Source organism: Streptomyces brasiliensis, assembly GCF_014647875.1.
Taxonomy (GTDB): domain Bacteria; phylum Actinomycetota; class Actinomycetes; order Streptomycetales; family Streptomycetaceae; genus Streptomyces; species Streptomyces brasiliensis.
Genome location: NZ_BMQA01000086.1, coordinates 1 through 22,708 on the forward strand (window position 1 = coordinate 1; position 22,708 = coordinate 22,708).

Annotated in this window: 22 protein-coding genes and 2 pseudogenes; 3 read left to right on the forward strand and 21 right to left on the reverse strand. The window is 66.8% G+C overall.

Annotated features, from left to right (window positions below; genetic code table 11):
• Positions 1-170 precede the first annotated feature (170 nt).
• Positions 171-644 (forward strand): annotated as a pseudogene (locus IEZ19_RS51935) (TnsA-like heteromeric transposase endonuclease subunit); the annotation flags it as partial.
• 68 nt (positions 645-712) lie between these two features.
• Here the strand turns inward: IEZ19_RS51935 and IEZ19_RS44505 are convergent.
• Positions 713-1,276: a dihydrofolate reductase family protein gene (locus IEZ19_RS44505; protein WP_189317091.1), complete on the reverse strand. Its 564-nt coding sequence runs from the start codon at positions 1,274-1,276 to the stop codon at positions 713-715.
• A gap of 454 nt (positions 1,277-1,730) precedes the next feature.
• Between IEZ19_RS44505 and IEZ19_RS44510 the strand changes: the two genes are divergently transcribed.
• The gene (locus IEZ19_RS44510; RefSeq protein ID WP_189317092.1) at positions 1,731-2,126 is read left to right on the forward strand and encodes an HIT family protein; all 396 of its coding nucleotides are present in this window, start codon (positions 1,731-1,733) and stop codon (positions 2,124-2,126) included.
• Positions 2,127-2,317: 191 nt separating this feature from the next.
• A pseudogene (locus tag IEZ19_RS51940) lies at positions 2,318-2,569 on the forward strand (hypothetical protein); the annotation flags it as partial.
• Positions 2,570-3,146: 577 nt separating this feature from the next.
• Here IEZ19_RS51940 and IEZ19_RS44515 read toward each other — a convergent pair.
• The 20 genes from IEZ19_RS44515 to IEZ19_RS44610 all read right to left on the reverse strand — a co-directional run bounded on the left by IEZ19_RS44515 (position 3,147) and on the right by IEZ19_RS44610 (position 22,677).
• Positions 3,147-4,217, reverse strand: a complete 1,071-nt coding sequence (locus IEZ19_RS44515) for a branched-chain amino acid ABC transporter permease (protein ID WP_189317093.1) — start codon at positions 4,215-4,217, stop codon at positions 3,147-3,149.
• A 1-nt stretch (position 4,218) separates the two neighbouring features.
• Positions 4,219-5,109, reverse strand: coding sequence for a branched-chain amino acid ABC transporter permease (locus tag IEZ19_RS44520; RefSeq protein WP_189317094.1), 891 nt, complete (start codon positions 5,107-5,109; stop codon positions 4,219-4,221).
• Positions 5,109-5,825, reverse strand: coding sequence for an ABC transporter ATP-binding protein (locus IEZ19_RS44525; RefSeq protein ID WP_189317095.1), 717 nt, complete (start codon positions 5,823-5,825; stop codon positions 5,109-5,111). The genes IEZ19_RS44520 and IEZ19_RS44525 overlap by 1 nt, the downstream gene beginning before the upstream one ends.
• Positions 5,822-6,580 (reverse strand): ABC transporter ATP-binding protein, encoded by a 759-nt coding sequence (locus tag IEZ19_RS44530; protein ID WP_189317096.1) that lies wholly within the window; start codon positions 6,578-6,580, stop codon positions 5,822-5,824. The genes IEZ19_RS44525 and IEZ19_RS44530 overlap by 4 nt, the downstream gene beginning before the upstream one ends.
• A gap of 108 nt (positions 6,581-6,688) precedes the next feature.
• Positions 6,689-7,918: an ABC transporter substrate-binding protein gene (locus tag IEZ19_RS44535; protein ID WP_189317097.1), complete on the reverse strand. Its 1,230-nt coding sequence runs from the start codon at positions 7,916-7,918 to the stop codon at positions 6,689-6,691.
• A 202-nt stretch (positions 7,919-8,120) separates the two neighbouring features.
• Positions 8,121-8,897 carry an SDR family NAD(P)-dependent oxidoreductase gene (locus IEZ19_RS44540; protein WP_189317098.1) on the reverse strand — a complete coding sequence of 259 codons (777 nt, stop codon included), beginning with the start codon at positions 8,895-8,897 and terminating at the stop codon, positions 8,121-8,123.
• 384 nt (positions 8,898-9,281) lie between these two features.
• Positions 9,282-10,283 carry an acyl-CoA dehydrogenase family protein gene (locus IEZ19_RS44545; protein ID WP_189317099.1) on the reverse strand — a complete coding sequence of 334 codons (1,002 nt, stop codon included), beginning with the start codon at positions 10,281-10,283 and terminating at the stop codon, positions 9,282-9,284.
• Positions 10,280-11,056 carry an enoyl-CoA hydratase-related protein gene (locus tag IEZ19_RS44550; RefSeq protein ID WP_189317100.1) on the reverse strand — a complete coding sequence of 259 codons (777 nt, stop codon included), beginning with the start codon at positions 11,054-11,056 and terminating at the stop codon, positions 10,280-10,282. The genes IEZ19_RS44545 and IEZ19_RS44550 overlap by 4 nt, the downstream gene beginning before the upstream one ends.
• Before the next feature lies 1 nt (position 11,057).
• On the reverse strand, positions 11,058-11,918 hold the full coding sequence (locus IEZ19_RS44555) for a 3-hydroxyacyl-CoA dehydrogenase family protein (protein WP_189317101.1): 861 nt from the start codon (positions 11,916-11,918) through the stop codon (positions 11,058-11,060).
• Positions 11,919-11,928: 10 nt separating this feature from the next.
• On the reverse strand, positions 11,929-12,807 hold the full coding sequence (locus tag IEZ19_RS44560) for a 3-hydroxyacyl-CoA dehydrogenase family protein (protein WP_189317102.1): 879 nt from the start codon (positions 12,805-12,807) through the stop codon (positions 11,929-11,931).
• Positions 12,808-12,845: 38 nt separating this feature from the next.
• Positions 12,846-14,066: an acyl-CoA dehydrogenase family protein gene (locus IEZ19_RS44565; RefSeq protein WP_189317103.1), complete on the reverse strand. Its 1,221-nt coding sequence runs from the start codon at positions 14,064-14,066 to the stop codon at positions 12,846-12,848.
• Positions 14,063-14,866 carry an enoyl-CoA hydratase/isomerase family protein gene (locus IEZ19_RS44570; RefSeq protein WP_189317104.1) on the reverse strand — a complete coding sequence of 268 codons (804 nt, stop codon included), beginning with the start codon at positions 14,864-14,866 and terminating at the stop codon, positions 14,063-14,065. The genes IEZ19_RS44565 and IEZ19_RS44570 overlap by 4 nt, the downstream gene beginning before the upstream one ends.
• Positions 14,863-16,110: a CaiB/BaiF CoA transferase family protein gene (locus IEZ19_RS44575; RefSeq protein ID WP_189317105.1), complete on the reverse strand. Its 1,248-nt coding sequence runs from the start codon at positions 16,108-16,110 to the stop codon at positions 14,863-14,865. The genes IEZ19_RS44570 and IEZ19_RS44575 overlap by 4 nt, the downstream gene beginning before the upstream one ends.
• Before the next feature lie 118 nt (positions 16,111-16,228).
• On the reverse strand, positions 16,229-17,368 hold the full coding sequence (locus IEZ19_RS44580) for an acyl-CoA dehydrogenase family protein (RefSeq protein ID WP_189317112.1): 1,140 nt from the start codon (positions 17,366-17,368) through the stop codon (positions 16,229-16,231).
• A 2-nt stretch (positions 17,369-17,370) separates the two neighbouring features.
• On the reverse strand, positions 17,371-18,138 hold the full coding sequence (locus IEZ19_RS44585; RefSeq protein ID WP_189317106.1) for an SDR family NAD(P)-dependent oxidoreductase: 768 nt from the start codon (positions 18,136-18,138) through the stop codon (positions 17,371-17,373).
• Between the two features lie 28 nt (positions 18,139-18,166).
• The gene (locus IEZ19_RS44590) at positions 18,167-19,744 is read right to left on the reverse strand and encodes a long-chain-fatty-acid--CoA ligase (protein ID WP_189317107.1); all 1,578 of its coding nucleotides are present in this window, start codon (positions 19,742-19,744) and stop codon (positions 18,167-18,169) included.
• 14 nt (positions 19,745-19,758) lie between these two features.
• Positions 19,759-20,901, reverse strand: coding sequence for an acetyl-CoA C-acetyltransferase (locus IEZ19_RS44595; RefSeq protein WP_189317108.1), 1,143 nt, complete (start codon positions 20,899-20,901; stop codon positions 19,759-19,761).
• A gap of 49 nt (positions 20,902-20,950) precedes the next feature.
• Positions 20,951-21,316, reverse strand: coding sequence for a hypothetical protein (locus IEZ19_RS44600; RefSeq protein ID WP_189317109.1), 366 nt, complete (start codon positions 21,314-21,316; stop codon positions 20,951-20,953).
• Positions 21,317-21,739: 423 nt separating this feature from the next.
• Positions 21,740-22,231 carry a hypothetical protein gene (locus IEZ19_RS44605; protein WP_189317110.1) on the reverse strand — a complete coding sequence of 164 codons (492 nt, stop codon included), beginning with the start codon at positions 22,229-22,231 and terminating at the stop codon, positions 21,740-21,742.
• On the reverse strand, positions 22,228-22,677 hold the full coding sequence (locus tag IEZ19_RS44610) for a transposase (protein WP_189317111.1): 450 nt from the start codon (positions 22,675-22,677) through the stop codon (positions 22,228-22,230). Before IEZ19_RS44610 ends, IEZ19_RS44605 begins: the two co-directional genes overlap by 4 nt.
• Between the last annotated feature and the right edge of the window lie 31 nt (positions 22,678-22,708).

Here is a 22,708-nt window from a genome sequence, read left to right on the forward strand (position 1 = left end):
CCAGACCCAGCCCTGAGTGCGAATCCGACAGATTGATCACGACTCGATACGCGCCCTAGTCGGGTAGCCGGATCACGTTGCCGTGACCCGGCCCCCTCAGAACCGGACGTGCCAGTTATCCCGGCATCCGGCTCAAGCAAGCCACGTGGGCTTCGCAGGTCAGCAGGTTGATGTGGTCCGTTTGCCGTCGCCCGCATGGTGCTTGCGGTGGCATTCGGAGTGCACGAGGCGAAGGTTGTTCGGAGCACAGGGAACAGCAGGACAAGGAGCGCGAGACCGCAGGGCCGGACTGGAGGGATAAGGGCCTCGTCTTCACCACAGGCTGGCCAACCAGCGTCTCGACCCTGCCAGCCTCACCCCCCACCTCGGCTGCCCCGTGGCGGACGTTCCGCTGGTACGAGGGGCAGAAGCACTATTCCGGCACCTACTGGGCGGCGACTACGCAGGATCACGTGATCTACAAGTCGCGTTTGGAGCTCGGGCGGCTGTTGTTCGCCGATTTCGATCCCTTGGTGCATGGCGTCGTGGCCCAGCCGTTTCTATTGAAGGTCGAGGTCAAAGGCCAGGTCCGCAAGCACATCCCGGACTGCTTACTGCTCACCGAGAACGGCCCGGTGGTGGTGGATGTCAAGCCGCATCGACGGCTGCCCGACCCGGTGGTGTCCTTCACGTTCGCGTGGACCCGGCAGGCGTCGAGTCGCGTGACGGGCGCTCAGCGCCTCGTCTCGTACCTGGTCAGGATCACGCCGCAGGGAAGCGTCCGCGTCTCCACCAGGTTCAGGTTCACCCAGCTGTCCAGCGCGGTGAAGAACGGCGTGCCGCCGCCCACCAGGACCGGCGCGGTGGCCAGCACGTACTCGTCAATCAGCCCGGCCCGCATGGCCGCCCCGGCGAGCGTCGCGCCGCCGATGTCCATCGGGCCGCCGTCCTCGGCCTTGAGCCGGGTGATCTCGGCGACCGCGTCGCCGGTGACCAGGCGGGTGTTCCAGTCGACCTTGTCGATCGTCGAGGAGAACACCACCTTCGACATGTCCCGCCAGCGGCGCGCGAACTCGATCTCCGCCGGGGTGGCGTTGGGCTGTTGGTCGGCGGTCGGCCAGTAGGAGCTCATCGTCTGCCACAGCTTGCACCCGTACAGCGACAGGTCGGTCGCCTGCAACTGGTCGGACCAAAACTGGAACAGCTCGTCACTCGGCACGCTCCAGCCGATGTCGTCGCCGGGCGCGGCGATGTAGCCGTCCAGGGTCAGGTTCATGCCGTAGATCAGTTTCCGCATGGCGCCAGCCTTCCGTGAGTCGGTCTCACGTGTACAGACCGGCGCGGCGCGGGAAACTCATCGGTGCGCGATCTGAGCTCGCATGTAGTCCTCGTGCTCGGTGGCTCAGCCGCAGACTCATCGTTCCGCCGAGGAAATGGCATCGATCTGAGACTGATCTTGGGTGACATCGCGGTGAGACAACAGAGAACCAGCAGGTCACAAAAAAACGTCGGCTTCACGAGGCATGGGCCGGGCCCACTCTGAACTGACCGCAGGCGCGCCCGACAGAGCGCCGCGCCGCCTCGAAGTGCGCCTCCCCGAAGCCGTGACAGGGCTGCCGCAACAGCTGCGACTCGGCGCGCATCGCGACAGCGGAAGGACGAACCGACGGCGAGGCCACGTCCGCCTCTCCGCTACCGCAGGCCAAGGCCCGTTGGCCACACGCCGACCGGGCACCAGGGACAATGCCAGCATGCCCACACTCTTCACCAAGATCATAAACGGCGACCTGCCAGGCCGGTTCGTCTGGACCGACGACCGGGCGGTGGCCTTCCTGACCATCGCCCCCGTCACCCCCGGACACACCCTCGTGGTGCCCCGCGAAGAGGTCGACGACTGGACCACGATGGCACCCGACCTGATGAGTCACCTCACGACCGTCAGCAGCAAGATCGGCGCAGCGGTCCGCCGGGCGTTCGGTGCACCGCGCGCCGGGCTGGTGGTGGCCGGCTTTGAAGTCCCGCATTGCCACCTGCACGTCTTTCCCGCGTGGGGACTGGACGACTTCGACTTCCGCCGTGCCAACAGCAACGTTTCGGCAGTAGAACTCGATGAGGCCCACGACCGCATTCTCACCGCCCTCTCCTGACTAGTCACCACGCCGTCCGGCGGCAGGACGGGCCTGCTCCGTGCCACAGAGGCCAACACCCTTCGTGGCTGGTGCCCCTGACCGTCCAGTCCGCCGGACGCAGCCCGGCAGACGCGTATCTGCGGAATCGTCGCGGTTGGTGGTGATGACAGCGACGTGCAGCGCACCGAAGAACTCGAAGTCCCGCGCCTGGCGTGGCAGTCACCCATGCGATGCAGCACGGCGGACCTTTCCCCGCCACCACCGCGCCCACCAAAACGTCCGTCGGTGCCGTTGCGATCGAGCGGTGCCTGGGTGGCCTACAGTCGTGGCCGCAGCGGCTGCTGCCCCCGCCGCTGCGCGACGACAACCCCCGGGGCGAGCCCAGCAGGTACGCGAGGAGCAAGGCGGTGGCGACCGGCCCTCGCGCGGCGAACCGGCCTCCGCCGCGCCACCGGCGATAGGGACACAGGGAGCGGTATGCGGGCCACGGTCGCCTCCGCTGACGCGCACCGAAGCAATTCCAGGAGGTGGGCGCCCGGGCCGGCGAGTTCTGTATCCATGCCCGAGCCCTCACCGAGGACGGATCGGAGGGCATCGGCAGAGCCGGCATCCGGCCCTCACACCCCGGCCGTGCTGATCAGGCGCGGACGGCAACTGACGATACGGAGTGCCTTTACGCGCGGCACTCAGTGCCATAACCTGTGGTCGTGCACGGTGGCGGCGCAACCGCGCACACGCGTGCACGACTGCCCCGCGCACGCGGAATTTCCGGCCAAGCGCAGGAAGTTGACCAGCCTGTACCACCACTCAGGAAACGCCGCTCATCCGGCGGCCGACTCCGGAGTCACCTGGACGGCGCTCTCATTGAGTTGATGCGCGAGCGAAGTCGGCGCCAAGTCTCTGCACGTCACATACCCGACGAGTCAACGACGCGTGCCGGGAAAGCGTCCCGGCACGCGTCGTTGACTCCCCCAAGTGCTAACCGAGTGCACCGTCGCTTCGAAGACCAACCCCTCCCGGAGAGTCGGCAGGCGTATCTCAGTGACTGGCGTCGGCACGCGGGCGCGACGGGCGCGCGTTCCGCGCCGCAGTTGCCAGGCCGGCCCCCGCCCGCGAAACAAGCCCTCGAATACCGGCCGGCGCGAGGAAGACAACCGCCAGGAAGATGACGCCGAGGAGCAGCTGCGGCTCGCGCACGATATCCGACACCATCGCCGGACCGGAACCGGCGACCGAGTCGCCCAAAGCGGGCAGGCGTTGCAACAAGAGTGCATAGACGGCGCCACCGACAGCGGCCCCGGCTACCGAGCCTGAGCCCCCGATCACCACCATGAACATGAGCGAGAGCGAGAACGTCATTGTCGTCGTCGTCGGATCCGCACCGGAGAGGATGATGGTGTACGCAACGCCACAAATGGCAGCCATCCCCGAACTCACTCCCATGATGACGAGCTTGGTCCAATAGACGTCATACCCCAGTACTCGCATACGGAGTGGGTTATCCCGCATACCGCGGAGGACAAGACCGAATCGCGTGCGCGTGAGGAGGGCGGCCGATGCGATGACCACGACGGAGACCACAACGGCCAAGCTGTAGACGTTGGAAACGTTGCGGATGCCGATGAAGTACTCGGGGACCTTCGCCGAGGGAAGCCTGAGTCCCGATTCGCCGTTCGTGCCGAAATATCCGCGCGTCACCATCACCGAAGCTAGCTCGAGGAACGCCAGTGTCACCATCGCGTAGGCGAGCCCCTCGACTCTCAGCGAGACCATCCCGAGCAAGAGGCTGGCCGCGAAGACCGCGACTACAGCCAAGGGTGCGGCGGCCCAGAACGACAAACTGGTGTAGTTGAGCATCATCGCGAACACGTAAGATCCGCCGGCGAAATAGACCGCATGGCCGAAGGAAAGCAGTCCCGTCTGACCAAGCAGCAGATCGAAGGTGACGGCGAGCGCGGCGGTGATCACCACGATGGCCAGTAGCCGAAGCGAGCCCGGCATGCCGGTGCTCGACGGCAGGATCCCGAACGTTGGCAGATCGAGCGTGGGCAGTATGAAAAGGAAAACTACAAGCACTGCCAAGGCAGCGAGGACGCGGACACGACGCATTTCAGACGCTCCTTCCGACACGACCGAACAGGCCCTGCGGGCGCAATAGCAGCACCACGACAAGCAGGGCAAGAACGACGATGTCGCCGGCGCCCGCCTTCACGTAGTAGTTGGCGAACTGCTGGATTACTCCGGCAATCGCGGCGGCCACGAAAGCACCTCTCAGTGACCCGAGACCCCCGATGATGAGGACGATGAAGGCGTACACCAGGTAGGTGTCGCCGAGGGACGGAGTCGCGGCACGCACGTACACCGCGGCAAGTGCGCCGCCGAGGCCTGCCGCGAGACCGCCCAGGACGAAGACCAAGGAGAACGAGCGCGACACATCGATCCCCAGGCCGCGCACCATGTCGGCGTTGTCAACGCCAGCGCGCACGATCAGACCGTGCCGGGTGCGAGCCAGGAAGAGCAGGAGTCCGCCGTGGAGCGCGATCGCGGCGAGGATGGTGAGGGCCATCGAGACCGGGATGACTGCACCGAAGATGTGGATGGACTTCTCAAGCGCCTTGGGAAGCGGCATGTGGACTTCGTCGGGGCCTTTGACCGATTCGATGAGCGCGGCCATGATCAGCGCGGCTCCCATGGTGACCAGAAGCTGGGCGAGGTGGCCCCGGCTGTACATGGGCCTCACCAGGAGCCGTTCGATCACGTACGCGACAAGTCCACCGACCGCAGTGGCCGCGAGGACGGCAAGGAGAAAGCCGAGCAACGAGGGCGTGCCTAGGCGAGTCATGGTCTCGATCGCCGCGTAGGCCCCGACCGTCACCAGCGCGCCGTGCGCGAAACTCAGCACATCCAGCAGACCGAAGATGATGCTGAGTCCGGAGGCGAGCAGATAATACAGTGCACCGATGCTGAGTCCGGCGACCGTGAGCAGGACAAAGGTATCCATCACACTTCCTCCGAGCGACCGACACCGAGGAAGCCGCGTAGCTTGTCGCGATCGACCAGCATCTCGCCGGTTCCACTAGCCACGACCGTTCCTTCACTGATGACGACGACATCGTCTGCCAGTTGTTGGGCGGCTGACAGGTTCTGCTCGACCATTAGGATGGTCACTCCTTCCTTGACGCGAGCCAGCACGTCCACGACTTCCTGCACCACGCGGGGCGAAAGGCCCTTGGTGGGCTCATCGACGATGAGCAGCTCACACTCGGCCAAGAGCCCCCGGCCGAGCGCAACCATCTGCTGTTGGCCACCCGAGAGCGAGCCGGCGTTCTGTGACCGCCGGTCGGCAAGATCGGGGAAGAGGTCGAAGACCAGGTCGTATCGGGGTACCTGCCCTGCTCGCTCGGCAAGGCGCAGGTTCTCTTCGACCGTGAGACTGCGGAACACGTCGCGGTCTTCGGGCACATAAGCGATTCCAGCGCGGACCCTCTTGTGCGTCGGAAGCCTGTCGATCGGACGACCGAGCAACTCGACATCGCCGCTGGCTTCGACGTAGCCCAGTATCGAACGAAGCAGGGTCGTCTTGCCGACACCGTTGCGGCCGAGAATCACCGTGGTCTGGTTGCGTGGTACTTCGAGGTCAACGCCATGCAAGATCTGGGAGGTCCCGATGCGCGCACTGAGATGCCGGACCGAGAGGACCGATCCGATGGTGGTCACAGTTCTTCTCCCATGTAGGCGGTCTGCACCTCGCGGTTGTTCATCACGTCGTCGGGATGGCCCTCGGCGAGGACCTCCCCGTGATGGAGCACCACGAGCCGATGCGCAAGTTGCAGCACGACGTCCATGTGGTGCTCGACCAACATGACCGAGGTTGTCGGAGTGGCGAGTCGCTGGATGAGCTCGACCAAGTCCGGCACGTCTTCGGCGCTCACCCCTGCCATCGGCTCGTCGAGCAGCACCATGTCCGCGCCACTCACCAACGAAATAGCGATCTCGACCTTGCGACGTTCTGCGTGGGACAGCGAGGAAACTCGCTGGTGCGCTTTCGCTCCGAGGCCCACCATCTCCAACGACTCACCGGCCTGTTCGCGCAGATGCCGGGCGTTCGCGCCGATTCCGAGCAGTCCCCGGAATCCGCTTGCATGAGGGCCGCCCGCACCGAGAGCGACGTTCTCCAAGAGTGTGAGCTGGTCGAAGAGATAGGACGTCTGGAACGTGCGGCCCAGGCCGAGGCGACTGCGATGATGCGGCCCGTGCCTGGTGACGTCCCGCCCTTGCCAGGTGATGGAGCCTGACTGCGGTTGGACAGTCCCGGTGATGACGTTCATCAAGGTGGTCTTGCCTGCCCCGTTGGGCCCGATCAGGCAGACAATCTCACCCGGCGCGATACGGAGTGACACGTCGGTGAGAATGCGGGCGGCGCCGATCCGATACTGAATGTCAGCGAGCTCAAGGGCCGATCCGGCGCTCATTGACTCCCCTTTCTTGTCTAACCCGAGTCCCCGACAGAGCCCTCGGGGGTTGTGGGACGCCGGCTCTCCAGCCGGCGTCCCACAACCGTTGCTCTCGTTACCCGACCCTCACTGGCCGATCGCCTTGACGACCGGCGGAACCAACTCGGACGCCGGCACCGCCTTGACGAGCTTCGGACCCCACTGGCCGTTCTGCTTAGTGAGCTTGACACTGAAGCGCGGGAGAATGATCTGGTTGTCCTTCCCGCGGATCTGGACCTCGCCCTGCGGTCCCGTGAACGACCAATCCTTCACGGTCTTCGCCAGTGACTCACCATCCGAGGCGTCGCCGTTGGTCAGGGCGTGGTAGACGATCTCGGCCGCGGTCCAGCCCATCGAGTCGTCGTACTCGACCGTGTGCTTGTGCGCCTTGCCGTACTTCTGCAGCGCCAGATCCTGCTCATTGCCCGTGGCGCCCGGGAAGTAGGCGATCGAGAATCGCGTGTCGTTCACGAAGTTGCCCAGCGACTCCGCAATCGTCTTGAAGCTGTCCGACTTCATCAGTGCGGCATACAGGTGCGATTCCTTGAACACGCCCTGCGCGGCCAAGGCTCGATAGAGCTGCAGTTGACCGGGAGCCAGCCACGAGGTCGTGACGAAGTCGGGATGAGGCTTCGCTACCTTTTGGGCCACCGTGGTGAAGTCGGCGGTGTCGGTCGGTTCCAGGAACGACTTGACCGTCGCACCGAGCGGCTCGAGCACGGCCTTGACGCCCGCCGCCTGGGTCTGGCCGAACTCATAGTCCGGGTCGATGGTGGCAACGGTCTTCCCGTCCACGTCGCCGACAATCTTGGCGTCGATCTCGTTGCCGCTGCGCGCGGCGCCGAACGGCGCGAAGACACGGTCGTCCATCCCCACGAGGTCCGTGGTGCCGGCGTCGCCGGCGACGAACAGCACGTTGTTCTGGATGGCCAGGTTGGCGACCGCGAGTGCGACCGGCGACGAAGTGGGTCCAACCAGTACCTGAGCGCCGTCGCTCAGCAGGTTGGTCGCGACATTGGAGCCGACGGTCGCGTCCCCTGTGTCGTCACCTTCGATCAGCTTGATCGGCTTGCCGTCGATCTCCATCTTGCCCTGCGTCAGGTAGTCCAGGCCCGCACGGAACCCGTTCTCCCAGTCGGCCGAATAGGTCGAAAGCGGACCAGTCTTGGACACGACCATGCCGACAGTGAAGGCGTCGCTCGCGGAACCGCTCGACGCGCCACCGCATGCACTGAGCGCGAGGAGCGAGAGCGCTGCGCCGGCCGCAAGCACACCTGTGCGAGCTCCGGCACGTCGACGAATCATGTTGAGCTTCATTGGTCTCCTCGTTCTTTGAGTCCGGATCAGGCATACGGAGTGCCGCTCGGAGTCACCTGCTTGCCCGTCACGACCCGAGACCCGCAAGTGGTGTGCGCAACATTAAAGATGTCGGACATTAAGATCAAGGTCTAGTTTTGAGCAATCTGCATGTGGCTACACAGACGAGTCCACGCGCGGGGCCAGGACCACCTTGCAGCCCTCAGAGCGTGTAGCCGCCGTCGACGTCGATCCACTGACCCGTGACATAGCTGGCGGCCTCTGAGAGCAAGAAGCACACAACGTTGGCGACCTCTGACCCCAGGCCCAGTCGACCCAGCGGGATGTCGCGCTTGTTGCGCTCACGCATCTCGGGCGATACGTCGCCAGAGGTCTCGAGAGTCACGCCCATTCCATCGGCCATGACACCTGGGCCGACAGCGTTGGCGCGCACTCCGTAGCGGCCTTCCTCGAGCGCAAGCGCGTGGATGAGTGCTTCGATACCGCCCTTGGGCGCTGAGGAGAGAGCGTCACGAGCTGGAAAGCGTCGGAGGGCGAACGTCGTAACAGCTGTGATGGTGCCGCTGCTGACGCGCAAGTGCGGCAGCGTCGTGCGCACCAGCTCGAAGAAGGCAAAGAGTTCCTGATCGATGTGGCGGCGGAACTGCTCGCTCGACCATGTGCTGACGAAACGCTGGTCGGCATACGGTCCCGCCGCATGGACAACCGCGTCGATTCGTCCCCACCTTTCCAGCAACTGCCCGACGAAGTCGTCCATCTGGGCCGGATCGCTGAGGACGGGACGCCCGAAGATCACATCCGCGCCCGCCCCGCGAAGATCCTCAGCAAGAGAGTTGGCCTTGTCTTCGCTTCGGTTGTAGGTGAAAGCGACTCTGTAGCCGCGTGCCGCCAGCTGGTCACAGACGGAGCGGCCGACGCCGCCCGTCCCGCCCGTGACCAGGGCGACGGGACGAGCCAGAGCTGGGGACGGGACGGTCATAGTTCTTCTCTCTTCTTAGAGTCAGGTTGACAACACTCGCAACGAGGGGCCGTGGCTCCCTGAGAGTCATCACGTAATTGCGAAAGCGTCCGATAGTCGGACGACGGCCGTAGGATCTCTCCGGGGCTGCAAGAGGCTCCGTCGAGTCAAGCGCGATGCCACGGCACACCTTCGGGCTGCCGGCCGCGGCAGCTGCTCCACCTGCGGTGACAGCAGCCTCTGCCCGGCACATCCGACAGGGAAGCAGCACAACCCCGGATGAGACCCGACCCGCGACCACGCGGCACAAGGCCCACGCCGGAGCGTTCTGCCCAACCATCGGACGTCACGTGAATTACGTGACGACTCTCAGGCGCGTGCAGCACCCAGGTCGTCCGCACTCGCTTACGAGGCAGTTGCAGCGCGGAGCGACACCGCGTCGCGCAGATAGCGCTCGACGGGGTACTCCGTCAGGTAGCCGTAGCCGCCATGGCTCTGCAGGGCAGCGGCGGCCACGTCAATGGCGCCATCAGCGGCGCGGGTCAGCAGCCCGGCCGTGGCCGATGGCTCCTGGTCGATGCCCATCGCCTCCGCCAGCAGTCCACGCACCCAGGCCTGCTGCTCGTCCACCGAGCGGCGCACCGTGGGCAGGTCGATAAGCGGGCCACCGAACTGGCGGCGACTCGCGGTGTAGGCAGCGGAGGTGTCAGCGGCAGCGCCCGCGATGCCGGCGGCGACGACCGCCCCGCCGAGCCGGAGCAGCGCACGTGCCGCCGCGGCGTCCGCCCCAGGTAGCTCGGTGGCGGCACCAATCGTGGCGCTCATCGTGAGAGCGCCTGCCAGCCCGGTGCGGGCGACCGGGCTGGTGGCCGCGTCCTCGGGGGCGACGAGCAGACACCGAGCGCCGTCGAGCAGCAGCAGGTGCGGCGCGGGGTGGGCCGCGTCGAGACGGGCGACCGAGCCGGTGACGGTGGAGCCCTCCCAGCTCAGCGCGGCCAGCGGACGGCGTGCCTCGAGCACCGCGACTGCCGCCGTACCGCTGTGCAGGCCGCTCGCCAGCGCGGCCAACGCCGGGTCCGCGAGGACCGGGCCGAGCGCGGCGAGCGCCGCGTGGGCCTGGACCGAGGCCCAGCCCAGCGCCGGCCAGTAGCGGCCGAGCCGCTCCCAGACCACGACTGCCGCGGCCCGGCCGGCGCCACCGCCGCCGTGCTCCTCGGCGGCGGCCAGGGTCCACACGCCGAGCCCGGCGAGCTCGGCGACCAGGGCAGCGACGATCTCGGGGTCGTCGGAGAGCACCGTGCCCCGGTCTGCGGCAATGCTGTCGAGCAGCTTGAGGAGGTCCTGCTCGTCCTCGGCCGGACGGGGTCCGTACCACGTCATCGGTGCGGTGACCAGCGGTGCACTCATGACCAGAACTGCTCCGTGTCGGGCTCACGGCGCTCGCTGAAGGCCGCACTCAGCTCGTGCGCCTCCTTGGTGGTGAGGTAATAGGAGAGCTGCTGGTCGTGGGCCATCCGGGCCTGGCCGGAGACGCCATTGTGACGCGCGGAGAAGGCGCCCTTGAGCCCGGCGATCGCCATCGGGCTGCGGGTGGCGATCTCAGTGGCGAGCTCAACGGCGCGGTCGCGTGCCTGCCCGGCGGGCACCACCTCGTTGACCAGGCCCATCGCCAGCGCCTGCTTGGCGTCGTACTTGCGGTTGAGGTACCACATCTCCTTGGCCCGCTTGCGGCCGACGGTGTCCTCGAGATACCAGGTGCCATAGCCGGCATCGAAGCTGCCGACCATCGGGCCGACCTGGCGGAACACCGCGTTCTCGGCGGCCACGGTGAGGTCGCAGACCGTGTTCAGCACGTTGCCGCCGCCGACCGCGAATCCGTTGACTGCGGCGACGATCGGCTTCGGGATGGTGTCGATGGCCTGGTAGACGTCGATGATCGGCAGCACCTGGGACTGGTCGAGTGACGTCACCGGGTCGTGCTCGCCGCCGATGCAGAAGAATTTCTCGCCGGCGCCGGTCAGCACCGCCGCGCGCAGCTGCGGGTCGAGCCGGAACCGCTGCAGCGCATCGACGAGCTCCAAGCAGGTCTGGTGGCGGAGCTTGTTGCCGGCCTCGGGTCGGTTGATCGTGATGACCAGGACGGCGCCGTCCCGGTCGATGAGGATGTCGTCGTAGGTCATCTCAGCTCTCCTCCGCCCGGAAACCCGAGCCGCTCTTGTTGCCCAACCGGCCGGCGGCCACCATCTGCCGCAGCAGCGGCGGCGGGGCGTAGCGCCGGTCGAGGGTGGCCTGGTAGGCGCTCTCACTCGCATGCAGGTGGACGTCGAGGCCGAGCATGTCCAGCAGCTCCAGCGGGCCGGCCTTGTAGCCCAGGCCCAGCTTGAGGGCGACGTCGATGTCCTCAGCACTGGCGAGGCCGTCGTCGTAGGCCTGCACCACGTCGTTGAGATACGGGATCAGCAGCGCGTTGACCAGGAAGCCCGGGCGGTCCTTGACCACCACCGGCTCCTTGCCGGGCAGCGACGCGACCAGCGCGACCAGCCGCTGTACCAGCGACTCGTCGGTCTGGACAGCCCGCACCACCTCGATGGTGGGCATCAGCGGGGCGGGGTTGAAGAAGTGCAGCCCCGCGACCCGGCTCGGGTTGGGGACGGCGGTGGCGAGGTCGGTGACCGAGAGCGCGGAGGTGTTGGTGAGCAGCGGCGTCTGCTCGCCGACCACGGCGGCGACCTTGGCCAGCAGCGCCTTCTTCACCTCGGAGCGCTCGGTGACCGACTCCACGACGAGGTCGACGTCCGCGAGGTCGGCGGCGTTCACGGTGCCCTCGATGCGGGCCAGCAGCGCATCCCGCTCGGCCTCGGTCAGCTTGCCGCGGCGTACCCCGATGGCGAGGAAGTCACCGACGAAGGCGAAGCCGGCGTCGAGCCGCGCCTGGTCGGCCTCCAGCACCGTGACCCGGTGGCCGGCAGAGGCGAAGACCTGTGCGATGCCGGCACCCATGGTGCCGAAGCCGAGCAGGCCGATGTGTTCCTGGGAGCTCATGCTGGTCTCCTCACGACCCGAAGAGGCGGGTGTCGTCGTAGGTGTAGAAACCGCGGCCGGTCTTGCGGCCCAGATCGCCGGCGGCGACCATCCGCTCGACCATGGGCGGCGGGAAGAATCGGGGGTCGCGCAGTTGCTCGTAGAGCCGGGTGGCGACCTGCTGGTGGATGTCCATGCCGACGATGTCGAGCAGCTGGAACGGGCCCATCGGGTGGCCGAGCGAGCCCTTGACCGCGGCGTCGATCTCGTCGCGGGTGGCCAGGCCGTTCTCCAGGGCGTCGATGCAGGAGTTCTCCCACGGGATGAGGAAGCGGTTGACGATGAAGCCCGGCCGGTCCTTGGTGACGACGCTGGTCTTGCCCAGGCCCGCGAGGAACTCCACCGTGGCGTCGTGGGCCCAACTTGCGGTGTGGCGCCCGTCGGCCACCTCCACCAACTTCATCAGCGGCGCGGGGTTGCAGTAGTGGGTGCCGACCACCCGCTCCGGTCGCCGCGAACCCGAGGCGATGCCGGTGACCGAGAGTGTCGAGGTGTTGGTGTGGAACAGAGTGGTCTCGGCCACGATGTCGTCGAGCTGGCCGAAGAGGTCCTTCTTCAGGGAGAGGTCCTCGAAGACCGCCTCGACGAGCACGTCGCTGGCGGCAAGCTCCTTGAGGTCGGTGGCGCCGACCAGGGTCGCTTTGGCGGCCTCCGCGTCGACTGCGGCGAGCTTGCCGAGCGAGACGCTGCGGTCGAAGAACGAGCGGACCGTGCCGAGGCCGCGCTCCAGGTTGGCCTCGTTGACGTCGAAGAGGATGGTGCGATGACCGGCTCTCGCCATCACGGTGGCGATCCCAGACCCCATTGTCCCGGCGCCGAGCACGGCGACGGTCTTACGTTCGTTGCTCACTTCTTCTTCCTCCGGAGAGCGTCTTGTCGGGGGTGATGTCAGTGGGCCAGGGCCGCGACGGCCCGTCCCGTCTCCCGGCCGATGAGGAGCCGCTGGATCTCGTTGGTGCCGTCGTAGATCTGGGTGACCTTGGCGTCACGCAGACATCGCTCGACGCCTAGCTCGGCGAGGTCACCGAGGGGGCCAAGCAGCCGGGTCGCGGCGACGGCCGTCTGCCAGCCGAGGTCGGTGCAGGACTGCTTCATGATGCCGATCTGGCCCGGCGTGGTCTTCGGGTCGGCGTCGACCTGCCTGGCCACCGCGTGTAGCAGCAGCCGGCCCTGCAGGATCCGGCCGCGCAGGTCGGCGAGGGCGAAGGCCAGCTCGTCGGGCAGCTTGGGGCCGTGCTCGCGCACCAGCGCCGACAGGGTCCTGGCGTACGCTGCCCGGGCGAGACCGACGCCTTGGGCGGCGGCGCTGATCCGGGACTTGACCACCGAGCTCATCACGACCGCCCAGCCGCCGCCCTCGTTCCCGAGCAGGTTGCCGGACGGGATCCGCACGCCGTCGAAGAACAACTCGGCGGTGCTGGAGCCGTGCATGCCGAGCTTGTCGAACGGCTTGCCGTGACCCACCCCGTCCCAGCCGCCCTCGACGACGAACGCGGTGACACCGTCGCGACCCTTTCCGCGGTCCACCGTGGCGAAGCAGATGATCACGTCGGCGCGGTCGCCGGTCGTGATGAAGGTCTTCTGTCCGCTCAGCACCCAACTGTCGCCGTCGCGCCGCGCGGTAGTGGTGAGGCTCGCGACGTCGGAGCCGGCGTCGGGCTCGGTGATCCCGAGCGAGCCGTAGCGCGACCCATCGAGCAGGCCGGGGATGTAGCGCTCCTGCAGCGCCGCGTCGCCTGCGAGCAGGATCGGGTACGCCGCGTGCATCTGGGTCATAAAGACCAGGCTGGTGGCGGCGCAGCCGGCCGCGATCTCCTCCATCGCGACGGCGTAGGAGACGTTGGAGTCGGCCGAGCCGCCCAGGCGCTCCGGGAAGAGCAGCCCGCCGAGGCCGGCGCGGCTGAGCTCGGCGACGCCGTCCTCGGGGAATCGATGCGTCAGGTCGGTCTCCCAGGCGCGGGGCGCGATCCGCTCGGCGACGAGCTCGCGGGCCAACCGACGGACCTGCTGCTCACGCGGCGTCAGCGCGGCGTCGGCGACCGGCTCGTCGAGCGCGTCGTGCAGCGCCAGGTAGGCACCGGGATCGGAGTCGAGCGTGAGCGCGGTCATCGGGCCTCCCGCGTGGCATCCGGAGCCGGGAAGCGAGGGTCGCGTCGCTCCAGGAAGGCGGCCACGCCCTCGGTGGACTCAGCGCCGGCGGTGGCCGCCACGGCGAGGCTCGCCTCGAGCGCCAGCCCCGTCTCCAGCGAGGCGTCACGGCCACGGTCCATTGCTTCGAGGATGGCCCGCACTGCCAGCGGTCCCTTCGACACGATCCGCGCGGCCACATCGTGGGCGGAGTTCAGCAGCTCCTCCGGCGCGACCGGTGGCAGCGGGGCCAAGCCCAGTGCATGTGCCCGGTCTGCGCTGATCCGCTCGCCGGTGAGCATGACGTGTGCCGCCACCTGCGGCCCCACGGCGCGAGGGAGCCGCTGAGTGCCGCCGTACCCGGGGATCAGGCCGAGGCCGGCCTCGGGCAGGCCGAGGCTCGCCCGGTGGGACACGATGGCGAAGGTGCATGACAGGACGAGCTCGAACCCGCCTCCCAGCGCCAGCCCGTTGACCGCGGCGACGACAGGTACACCGCAGCGCTCCAGGGACCGGAAGACCCCCTGGCCGCGAGCGAGCAGCACCCTGGCCTGGTCGACGTCGAGGTCCGCGAGCTCCTTCAGGTCTGCGCCGGCGCAGAACGCCTTCTCCCCCGAGCCGGTCACCACGATCGCCCTGACCCCGCTGGTGGCCACGTCCGAAACGGCGTCCGCCAGGCCGTCCAGCACTGCGGCGTTGAGGGCGTTGAAGGCCTTGGGCCGGTTGATCGTCAGGGTCAGTACGTCGCCGGTCCGTTCGGCGTGCAGCACGTCATCGGTCATCGCTGGGTCCTTTCGAGGTCGTGGGGCATGCCGACGATCTGCCGCTGCACCAAGTCATGGATAGCCTCCGCGCTGTACCCAAGCTCGGTGAGCAGAGCGTGGCTGTCGGCACCGAGTGCCGGGAAGGGGTCGTTGCGCAACTCGGGCATCGAGGCGAGGCGGAACGGAGGCCGCAGGCTGACCAGTTCGCCTTCGTAGCCTGGCACTGGGAGCAATGTTCCTCGGGCGATCACTTGAGGATCTCGCACCACCTCGGACAGCGACTGCACCGGCGCCGCCGGGACATCGGCAGCGGAAAGCCGTGCCAGCCATTCGTCGGCCGTGCGATCGGCGAGTCGCACCGCGACAGCGGAGGTGATTCGCTCGCGGTGAAGGCGACGGCCCGCATTGTCCAAGAGGTCCGGATCGGCAGCCAGCTCCGGAAGATCGACCACCCCGCAGAAGCGCTGCCACATGGCATCGTTTCCGATAGCCACGACAATCGAACGATCCCGGGTCTCGAACGGCTGATAGACCGCGAGTACGGAATCAGTGCCGCCACTGGGCGCAGGCTCGGTCTCGCCTGCGGTGTATGCCGCGATGCGCGGGGCCATCAGCGCCAGATCGGTGTCGAGAAGCGAGACATCGACGATTTCGCCGACCCCCTCGCGTTGCTGACGCACGAGGGCGGCGTTGATGGCGATGGCAGCGCACATGCCGGTCGCAATGTCCGACAGCGCGGTCGAGACACGTTGAGGAGTCCCGCCCTTGGCGCCCGTTACCGACATGAGTCCCGATCGCGCCTGGGCAACAAGGTCATAGCCGGGTAGGCCACTGTCGGGTCCGGTGAGCCCGAAGCCCGACATTGCGCAGTAGACCAGCCTCGGGTTCCGGCTGAGCAACGTCGGCCCGTCGATCCCCATGCGCTCCAGCTTCGCGGGGTTCATGTTCTGCAAGAACACGTCGGCGGTGTCCAGCAGTGCCAGCAGCAGTTCCTTGCCCTCGGAGTCACGCAGGTTGATCGCGACCGAGGCCTTGTTGCGGTTGGCAGAGGCGAACCACGCCGACGCATCAGACACGAACGGCGGGCCCCACTGGCGAGCGTCGTCGCCGTGCAGCGGGTTCTCCACCTTGATCACATCGGCACCGAGATCAGCGAGATACATCGAGGCGGTAGGACCGGCGTAACTCGTCGTCATGTCGACGACGCGGATGCCGGCGAGGGGAGGTGTAACGGCCTTCACAGGTCGAAGAATGTCCGACATTAGCACCTACTGTCAATGTTGGTCTAAAGGTGATGAGCTGTGGCCCCTGTAAGCGGCATGAGGGCAGGGCTCCGCGCCGCGCGCCTGCCCAGAGACGCGCGGCGGGGACGCCCACCGGCTACATGGAGCGGGCGATGAGCTCCTTCATCACTTCGTTCGCCCCGCCGTAGATGCGTTGCACGCGAGCGCCGGCGAAGATGCGCGCGACGGGGTACTCCAGGATGTATCCGTAGCCGCCGAAGACCTGCACACAGCGGTCGGCGACAGTGAAGAGCATGTCCGTGGCCAAGAGCTTGATCTGTGAGGCGGTCGCCGCATCGAGCTCGCCGCGGGCATGGAGGGCGATGCAGTGGTCCAGGAAGACCCGGGCCGCCTTCACCTCGGTCGCGCACTGGGCGAGCACGAACCTGGTGTTCTGTAGGTCCCACAGCGTGCCGTTGAAGGCTTCGCGCTCCTTGGCGTGGGCCACCGCCAGTTCGACGGCGAGCTCGGCCTGGGCGACCGCGCCGATCGCGATGGCCAAGCGCTCCTGGGGAAGCTGCGCCATCAGATGGCCGAACGCGCTGCCCTCCTCGCCCAGCAGGTTGCCGACCGGCACCCGGACGTCGTCGAAGAACAGCTCACGGGTGTCCTGGCCACGCTGGCCCATCTTGTCCAGCGGAGCGCCCCGGGTCAGGCCAGGTGCATCGCCATCTACCAGAAGTAGCGAGAGCCCGCGGGCGCCGGGGCCGCCGGTCCGCACCACCGCCACGATCAACCCGGCCAACGCGCCGTTGGTGATGAAGGTCTTGGCACCATTGAGGACGTAGTGGTCCCCGTCGCGCCGGGCGCTCGTCGCGATCCTCTTGAGGTCGCTGCCCGTGCCCGGTTCGGTCATCGCGACCGCGCCGATACATTCGCCGCTGGCCAGCGCTGGAAGCCAACGACGGCGCTGCTCCTCGGTGCCGTAGTTGAGGACGTAGTGGGCCACGATGGTGGAGTGGATCGCGTAGGCGATCGTGTCGTCGCCCACTCGGCTCTGTTCCCACAGCACGACGGCCTCGTGAAGAAACGTTCCTCCGCCTCCGCCGTACTCCTCGGGAACGCTCGGGCAGAGCAGGCCGGCCTTCCCTGCCTCCAACCACGTCTCGGGGTCTGCCTGATGCTGCTTTTCGAAGCGTGCGATGTTCGGGACGACCACTCGCTCGAAGAACGACCGCGCCATGGCGGCCACGTCACCGAGCTCCTCATCGATCCAGATCGGGGCGTATGTCGGCATGCTCACGTCAGCGCCATCCCGCCATCGATCGCAAAGCTGGAGCCGGTGACATAGGTCGCAGCGTCAGACGCGAGGAACACTGCCAGCGGACCCAACTCGGAAGGCTCCGCGACACGACGCTGCGGGATCGCAGAAAGCATGACCTCGTTCGTCTTCGGGTCGGCCATTCCTTCTTTGGTGATCTCTGTGGCGAAGTAGCCTGGTGCGATCGCATTCACCGTCACGTTGTGGCGGGCCCACTCGCGCGCAAGTGCGCGAGTGAAGTGAGCCAACGCCGCCTTCGACGTCACATAGGCAGTGTGCTGAGGAACCGCCCGCGTAGCCCAAGCGGATGTGATGTTGATGACCGTGCCCTTGCGGCAGCGCACGAGCTCTGCCCCGATGCTGCGGGTCAGATTCACCGCTGCGATGAGGTTGAGGTCGATGATGGCATTCCAGTCTTCTGCAGGCGTCTCCAGCAGCGGAGTTGGGTAGTGCATGCCTGCGTTGTTCACCAGGATGTCGACGCCGCCGAAGCGCTCAAGGGTCGATCCGAGGATGAGCTCTCCTGCCGCAGGATCAGTGACGTCCGCGACGACGGTATGCACCTGCTCTCCAGTCGGGTCCGCCAGCTCGCAAGTCTCTGCGAGGGCGTCGGCCGTCCGGGCGGCGAGGGTGACCTTAGCGCCGGCACGGACATAGGCGACAGCAATCGCCTGTCCGATACCCCGGCTTGCGCCAGTGACGACAGCGACCTTCCCCGCCAGGGGTCGCTCAAGGGTGTTGCTCATGAAGTTCCTTACGTGGAGGTATGAGGAATCAGCCGACGACGGACCTGGCGAGCACCGCGGCCTTTAGCCGCATCGCCTTCTTGTCGAGCTTGCCGATGCTCGTCTTCGCGATCTCGGGGACGAATTCGATGTGGTCAGGCAACCACCAGCGCGGCACGCTCTCCTCAAGGAAGGCGCTGAGCTCGGGGCCACTGAGGGTCGAACCTTCCACTCGGGTGACGAAGGCATAAGGTCGCTCGCCCCACTGAGCGTTCGGGACCGCGACGACCGTCGCCTCGCGCACGTCCGGATGGGCCACGATCGCGTTCTCGAGTTCGACCGAGGAGATCCACTCTCCGCCTGACTTGACGAGGTCCTTGGTGCGATCGACAAGTCGAATCACGCCGTCTTCGTCCATCGTGATGATGTCACCGGTGCGCATCCATCCGTCCTCAGTGAAACGGTCCTGGTTTTGCTCCGGAGCGTCGTAGTACGCCGACGCGATGGTATTTCCGGTCAGCATCATTTCGCCGCCCACGGACTCATCGGTGCGTATACCGATCAGCGGAAACGGGCGCCCTTGGGCCAGACGTGCCGACATCCACTCCGGGCTGTCGGGCGCGAGTCGCGCCGGCGGGCGCCCCACTCCGATGAGCGGATTGCATTCGGTCATGCCGAATCCGATGACCGCAGGGAGGCCGACCTCGTCGAAACGCCGCATCAACGCCTCGCTGATCGGCGCGCCTCCAGCGATAACGTCGCGCAGGGAGGACAGGTCCGGGATGTCGTCCAGGTAAGCGATGCCGTGCCAGATCGTCGGGACCGCGGCGGCGAAGGTCACCCGTTCGTCGGCGATGATCTGCGCCAGTCGCTCAGGGGAAGAGTTCTCGCCAGGCAGCACGAGCCGGGCGCCTGTCATGAAGCATGCGTATGGCAGGCCCCATGCGTTGGCGTGGAACATCGGCACGATCGGCAATACAGTGTCACGTTCGGCGATCGCGTAGAAGTCCGGCAGGCTCTGCAACAAGGTGTGCAGCACCGTCGAGCGATGGGAGTAAACCACGCCCTTCGGGGTCCCCGTTGTGCCCGACGTGTAGCACATGCCAGCCGCGGAGTTCTCCGGAATCACAGGGAACTCGAAGTTGGGATCACCCTCAGCTATGAGGCGTTCGTAGTCAAGCGCTCCGGCCCGCCCACCGGAACCGATGACGACCTCGCAGGCAAGAGAATCCAACTCGGGGAAACGGTCGTTCAGCGAACCATCGATGAAGGCCACCTTGTCGCCGGCGTGCTCGACAATGAACCGAATCTCTTCGCTGTGGACGCGGATGTTGATCGGATGGAGAACCGCACCCATCGCAGGAACGGCGAGATAAAGCTCGAGGTGCTCCTGGGTGTTCCAGGAGAAGGTCGCCACTCGGTCACCGATGCCCACACCGAGACGCTGGAGGGAGGAAGCGAGCCGCCGGACGCGCTCAACGGTCTCCCCCATCGTGCGAACCGTGCGCTCATGCCCACGGAACGAGATCACCTCTTGGTTCGGGAAGAAGCGCTCGGCACGCTCAACGAACTCGCTCAAAAGCAGCGGCCGCTCATTCATCAGCCCCGGGAACGGGATGTTTGCCATACCGATGTCCTCCCTCACACGCGCTCGATGATTGTGACGTTGGCGAGTCCGCCGCCCTCGCACATTGTCTGCAGTGCGTAGCGGCCACCACGCCGCTCCAGCTCCGCCAGAACGTCGCCCATGATGCGCACGCCGGTAGCGCCGAGCGGATGGCCGAGCGCGATCGCGCCGCCATTGACATTGGTGCGCTCAAGCGGAATGCCGGTGTCGCGGAGCCAGGCGAGCACGACGGGCGCGAACGCCTCGTTGATCTCGAACAGGTCGATGTCATCGACGCTCAGGCCCGCACGGTCGAGAGCCTGCCTGGTCGCCGGAATCGGAGCCGTCAGCATGAGGACCGGGTCCGACCCCAGGACGGTCATGTGATGCACCCGCGCCCGCGGGGTGAGACCATAGCGCGTGAGTGCCGCCTCCGATGCGACCAGCATGGCCGACGCTCCGTCGGCGATCTGGCTCGAGGTCGCCGCTGTAACCATCCCGCCCTCGGTGAGGGTTCGCAGGCCGGCCATCTTCTCCAGCGAAGTGTCGGGGCGTGGAGTCTCATCACGGGAGAGACCATCGATGGGAACGATCTGAGCGTCGAACAGGCCTGCATCGACGGCCGCGGCCGCGCGCTGGTGGCTGAGCAGCGCGAACTGCTCCAACTCGGCGCGAGTCAGGCCCCAACGGTCCGCGATCAGCTCCGCCGCGCGGAACTGGGTGATTTCCTGGTCGCCGTACCTCTTGCGGAAGCCCACTGAGCCGGAGAACGGGTCGGGAGCTGTGTCCGTCTGCCAGCTTGCGGCGATCGGCACTTGGCTCATCGACTGGACTCCGCCGGCGATCACGAGATCGGCGGTGCCGCTCATGACGGCCTGCGCGGCAAAATGGACGGCTTGCTGAGACGAGCCGCACTGACGATCGATGGTGACCGCCGGCACGCTCTCAGGAAGGCCGGCCGAGAGCCAGCTTGTGCGGCCGACGTTGGCCGCCTGCGGACCGATCGGATCCAGGCAACCGAAGACGACATCGTCGACGACGGCTGGGTCCACGCCAGTGCGGTCGACGAGGGCTCCCAAGACTGCAGCGCCCAGGTCGGCCGGATGGATGTTTGCGAGACCACCACCGCGCCGCCCCAAGGGTGTGCGAACAAAATCAACGATAAATGCATCAGCCACTAGGGACTCCGTACGTACTAGGTTCGAGTGTGCCGGGCCTGCGGCCCGATCAGGCGGTAGCGAAGAGGACGCCGAGGTTGCTGTAGTCAAACGCATCAGATCTCGTGAGCTCGCACGTCCGTATCCGCGCCCACACCTCACGCGCGGACCCATGGACGCGATACACGGCCACCGAATCGAAGGGACGCCCCTCGGCCAGCTCACCGAATGGATTGGCCTCCGAGTGGGGTTGGATGTCCGAGAGGTCGTATCGCACCGCCTCGGTCAACTCCGGAAACGCCGCGAGGATCTCAGGGACGTGGACCGTGTCGTACCAAGAGACGAACTCTTCCCGTCTGCCCTCTGCCGCTCGGGCGAAGATCACCAACAGCTCGCAGGCTGAACCAATATGCACGGTACTCATAATGTTGGACATTCGCCTGATGGTCAAGGCCTGTGAGTGACGGCAGTCACCTCAGCAGTTCAGCGCCGACATCCTTGACGCCTCCAGCATCAGCGCTCCGAAGTCGGACATCAGCACCACCGCATCGGCCTCGAAGTCACGGGCTCGTCGGCCCGAGGGTGCGCCATGACTACGCCGTCCTCGCCTAGCCATCACGCAGCCGTCACATCTCCACCTCGGAGCTGTCACGAATTTGCCACCGACCCGCCGGGCTCGACGACATCGAGTGGGCCAGCCGGGTCACCTCGCGCCGCCGCGATCTCATCGGTGCGCTCGCCGAGACCGTGCTCGACAGACAGCTCACTCCGTTGGAACACACCGCCGTCGACCTCGCCCTCGACCGGACGGTCCGCGGCGCCGACGTCCCCGTACTCCCGATGGTTGTCGACCTACTCCTCACCCCCGAGTACTACAGCCAGGGATTGAGTCGGGTGGCGGCCAGGCAGTGCCCGATGGTGTGGCCGGAGGGCCGCAGAAGCGGACCGTGGATTGGCCGGCGGCCTCGCTCTCGCTCGTGACCTGGTCCTTTCCCGCGGTGAGGTCATGCTCGGTGTCGGTGTCGGTGTTGGAGAGGGTGGCGTGTTGGACGCTGAGGAATGCGGTCGCCAGCATGCAAGCGGTGACATGCCGGTGCCAGGGCGTCCACTTGCGGACCTGGTACCGGGCGAGGCCGACGAGCTGTTTGTTGATCTCGTTGTCCTCCTCGATCTGCCAGTGGCCACCGGCCCGGGCGATGATCTGCGAGAGCGTGGCGCCTGCGGGGGCGTGTGCGAGGAAGTAGGTGATCTCGCGGTGGAGTCGGCCGTCCTTGCCGCGTCGGTTGGGATGCAGGCTGCGGCGCAGCACCAGCCAGTGCGTGAAGCCGTCGGCCGGGCTCTCGTCCTTCACCTGGACGGCGAAGGCCGTCCAGTCGTAAAGTTGTCCACCCTGGCGCCGTCGCCGCAGGAACGGCGTTCCCACTGGTCACGGACTTTCGCGTAGGGCAGCAAATCGTCGGCGCGCTGGACGGCCGGCTGACGCGGCCGCCCCGGGACCCCGTCCAGGGGGAGGTCGACGGGGACGCCGAACACGTATGGCACCTGGTGCGCGTGGCACCAGGCCCGCAGTCCGGAGTCCTGGCCGTAGCCGGCATCGGCCAGCACCCAGGAGAACGGCGTGTGGGTCGCGCGGGCCTGCTCCAGCATCGCGGTGGCCAGCTCGGGCTTGGTGGCGAAGGCGACCTCATCGGGGACGCCGGCCTCCCGGCACCGCTCACGGTCCGAGGTCCATTCCTCGGGCAGATACAGGCGGCGGTCGATGAAGGCGTGCCCTGTGGCGGTGGCGTAGGTGAGCATCAGTCGGGTAGGACCGCCGCATTACTGCGAC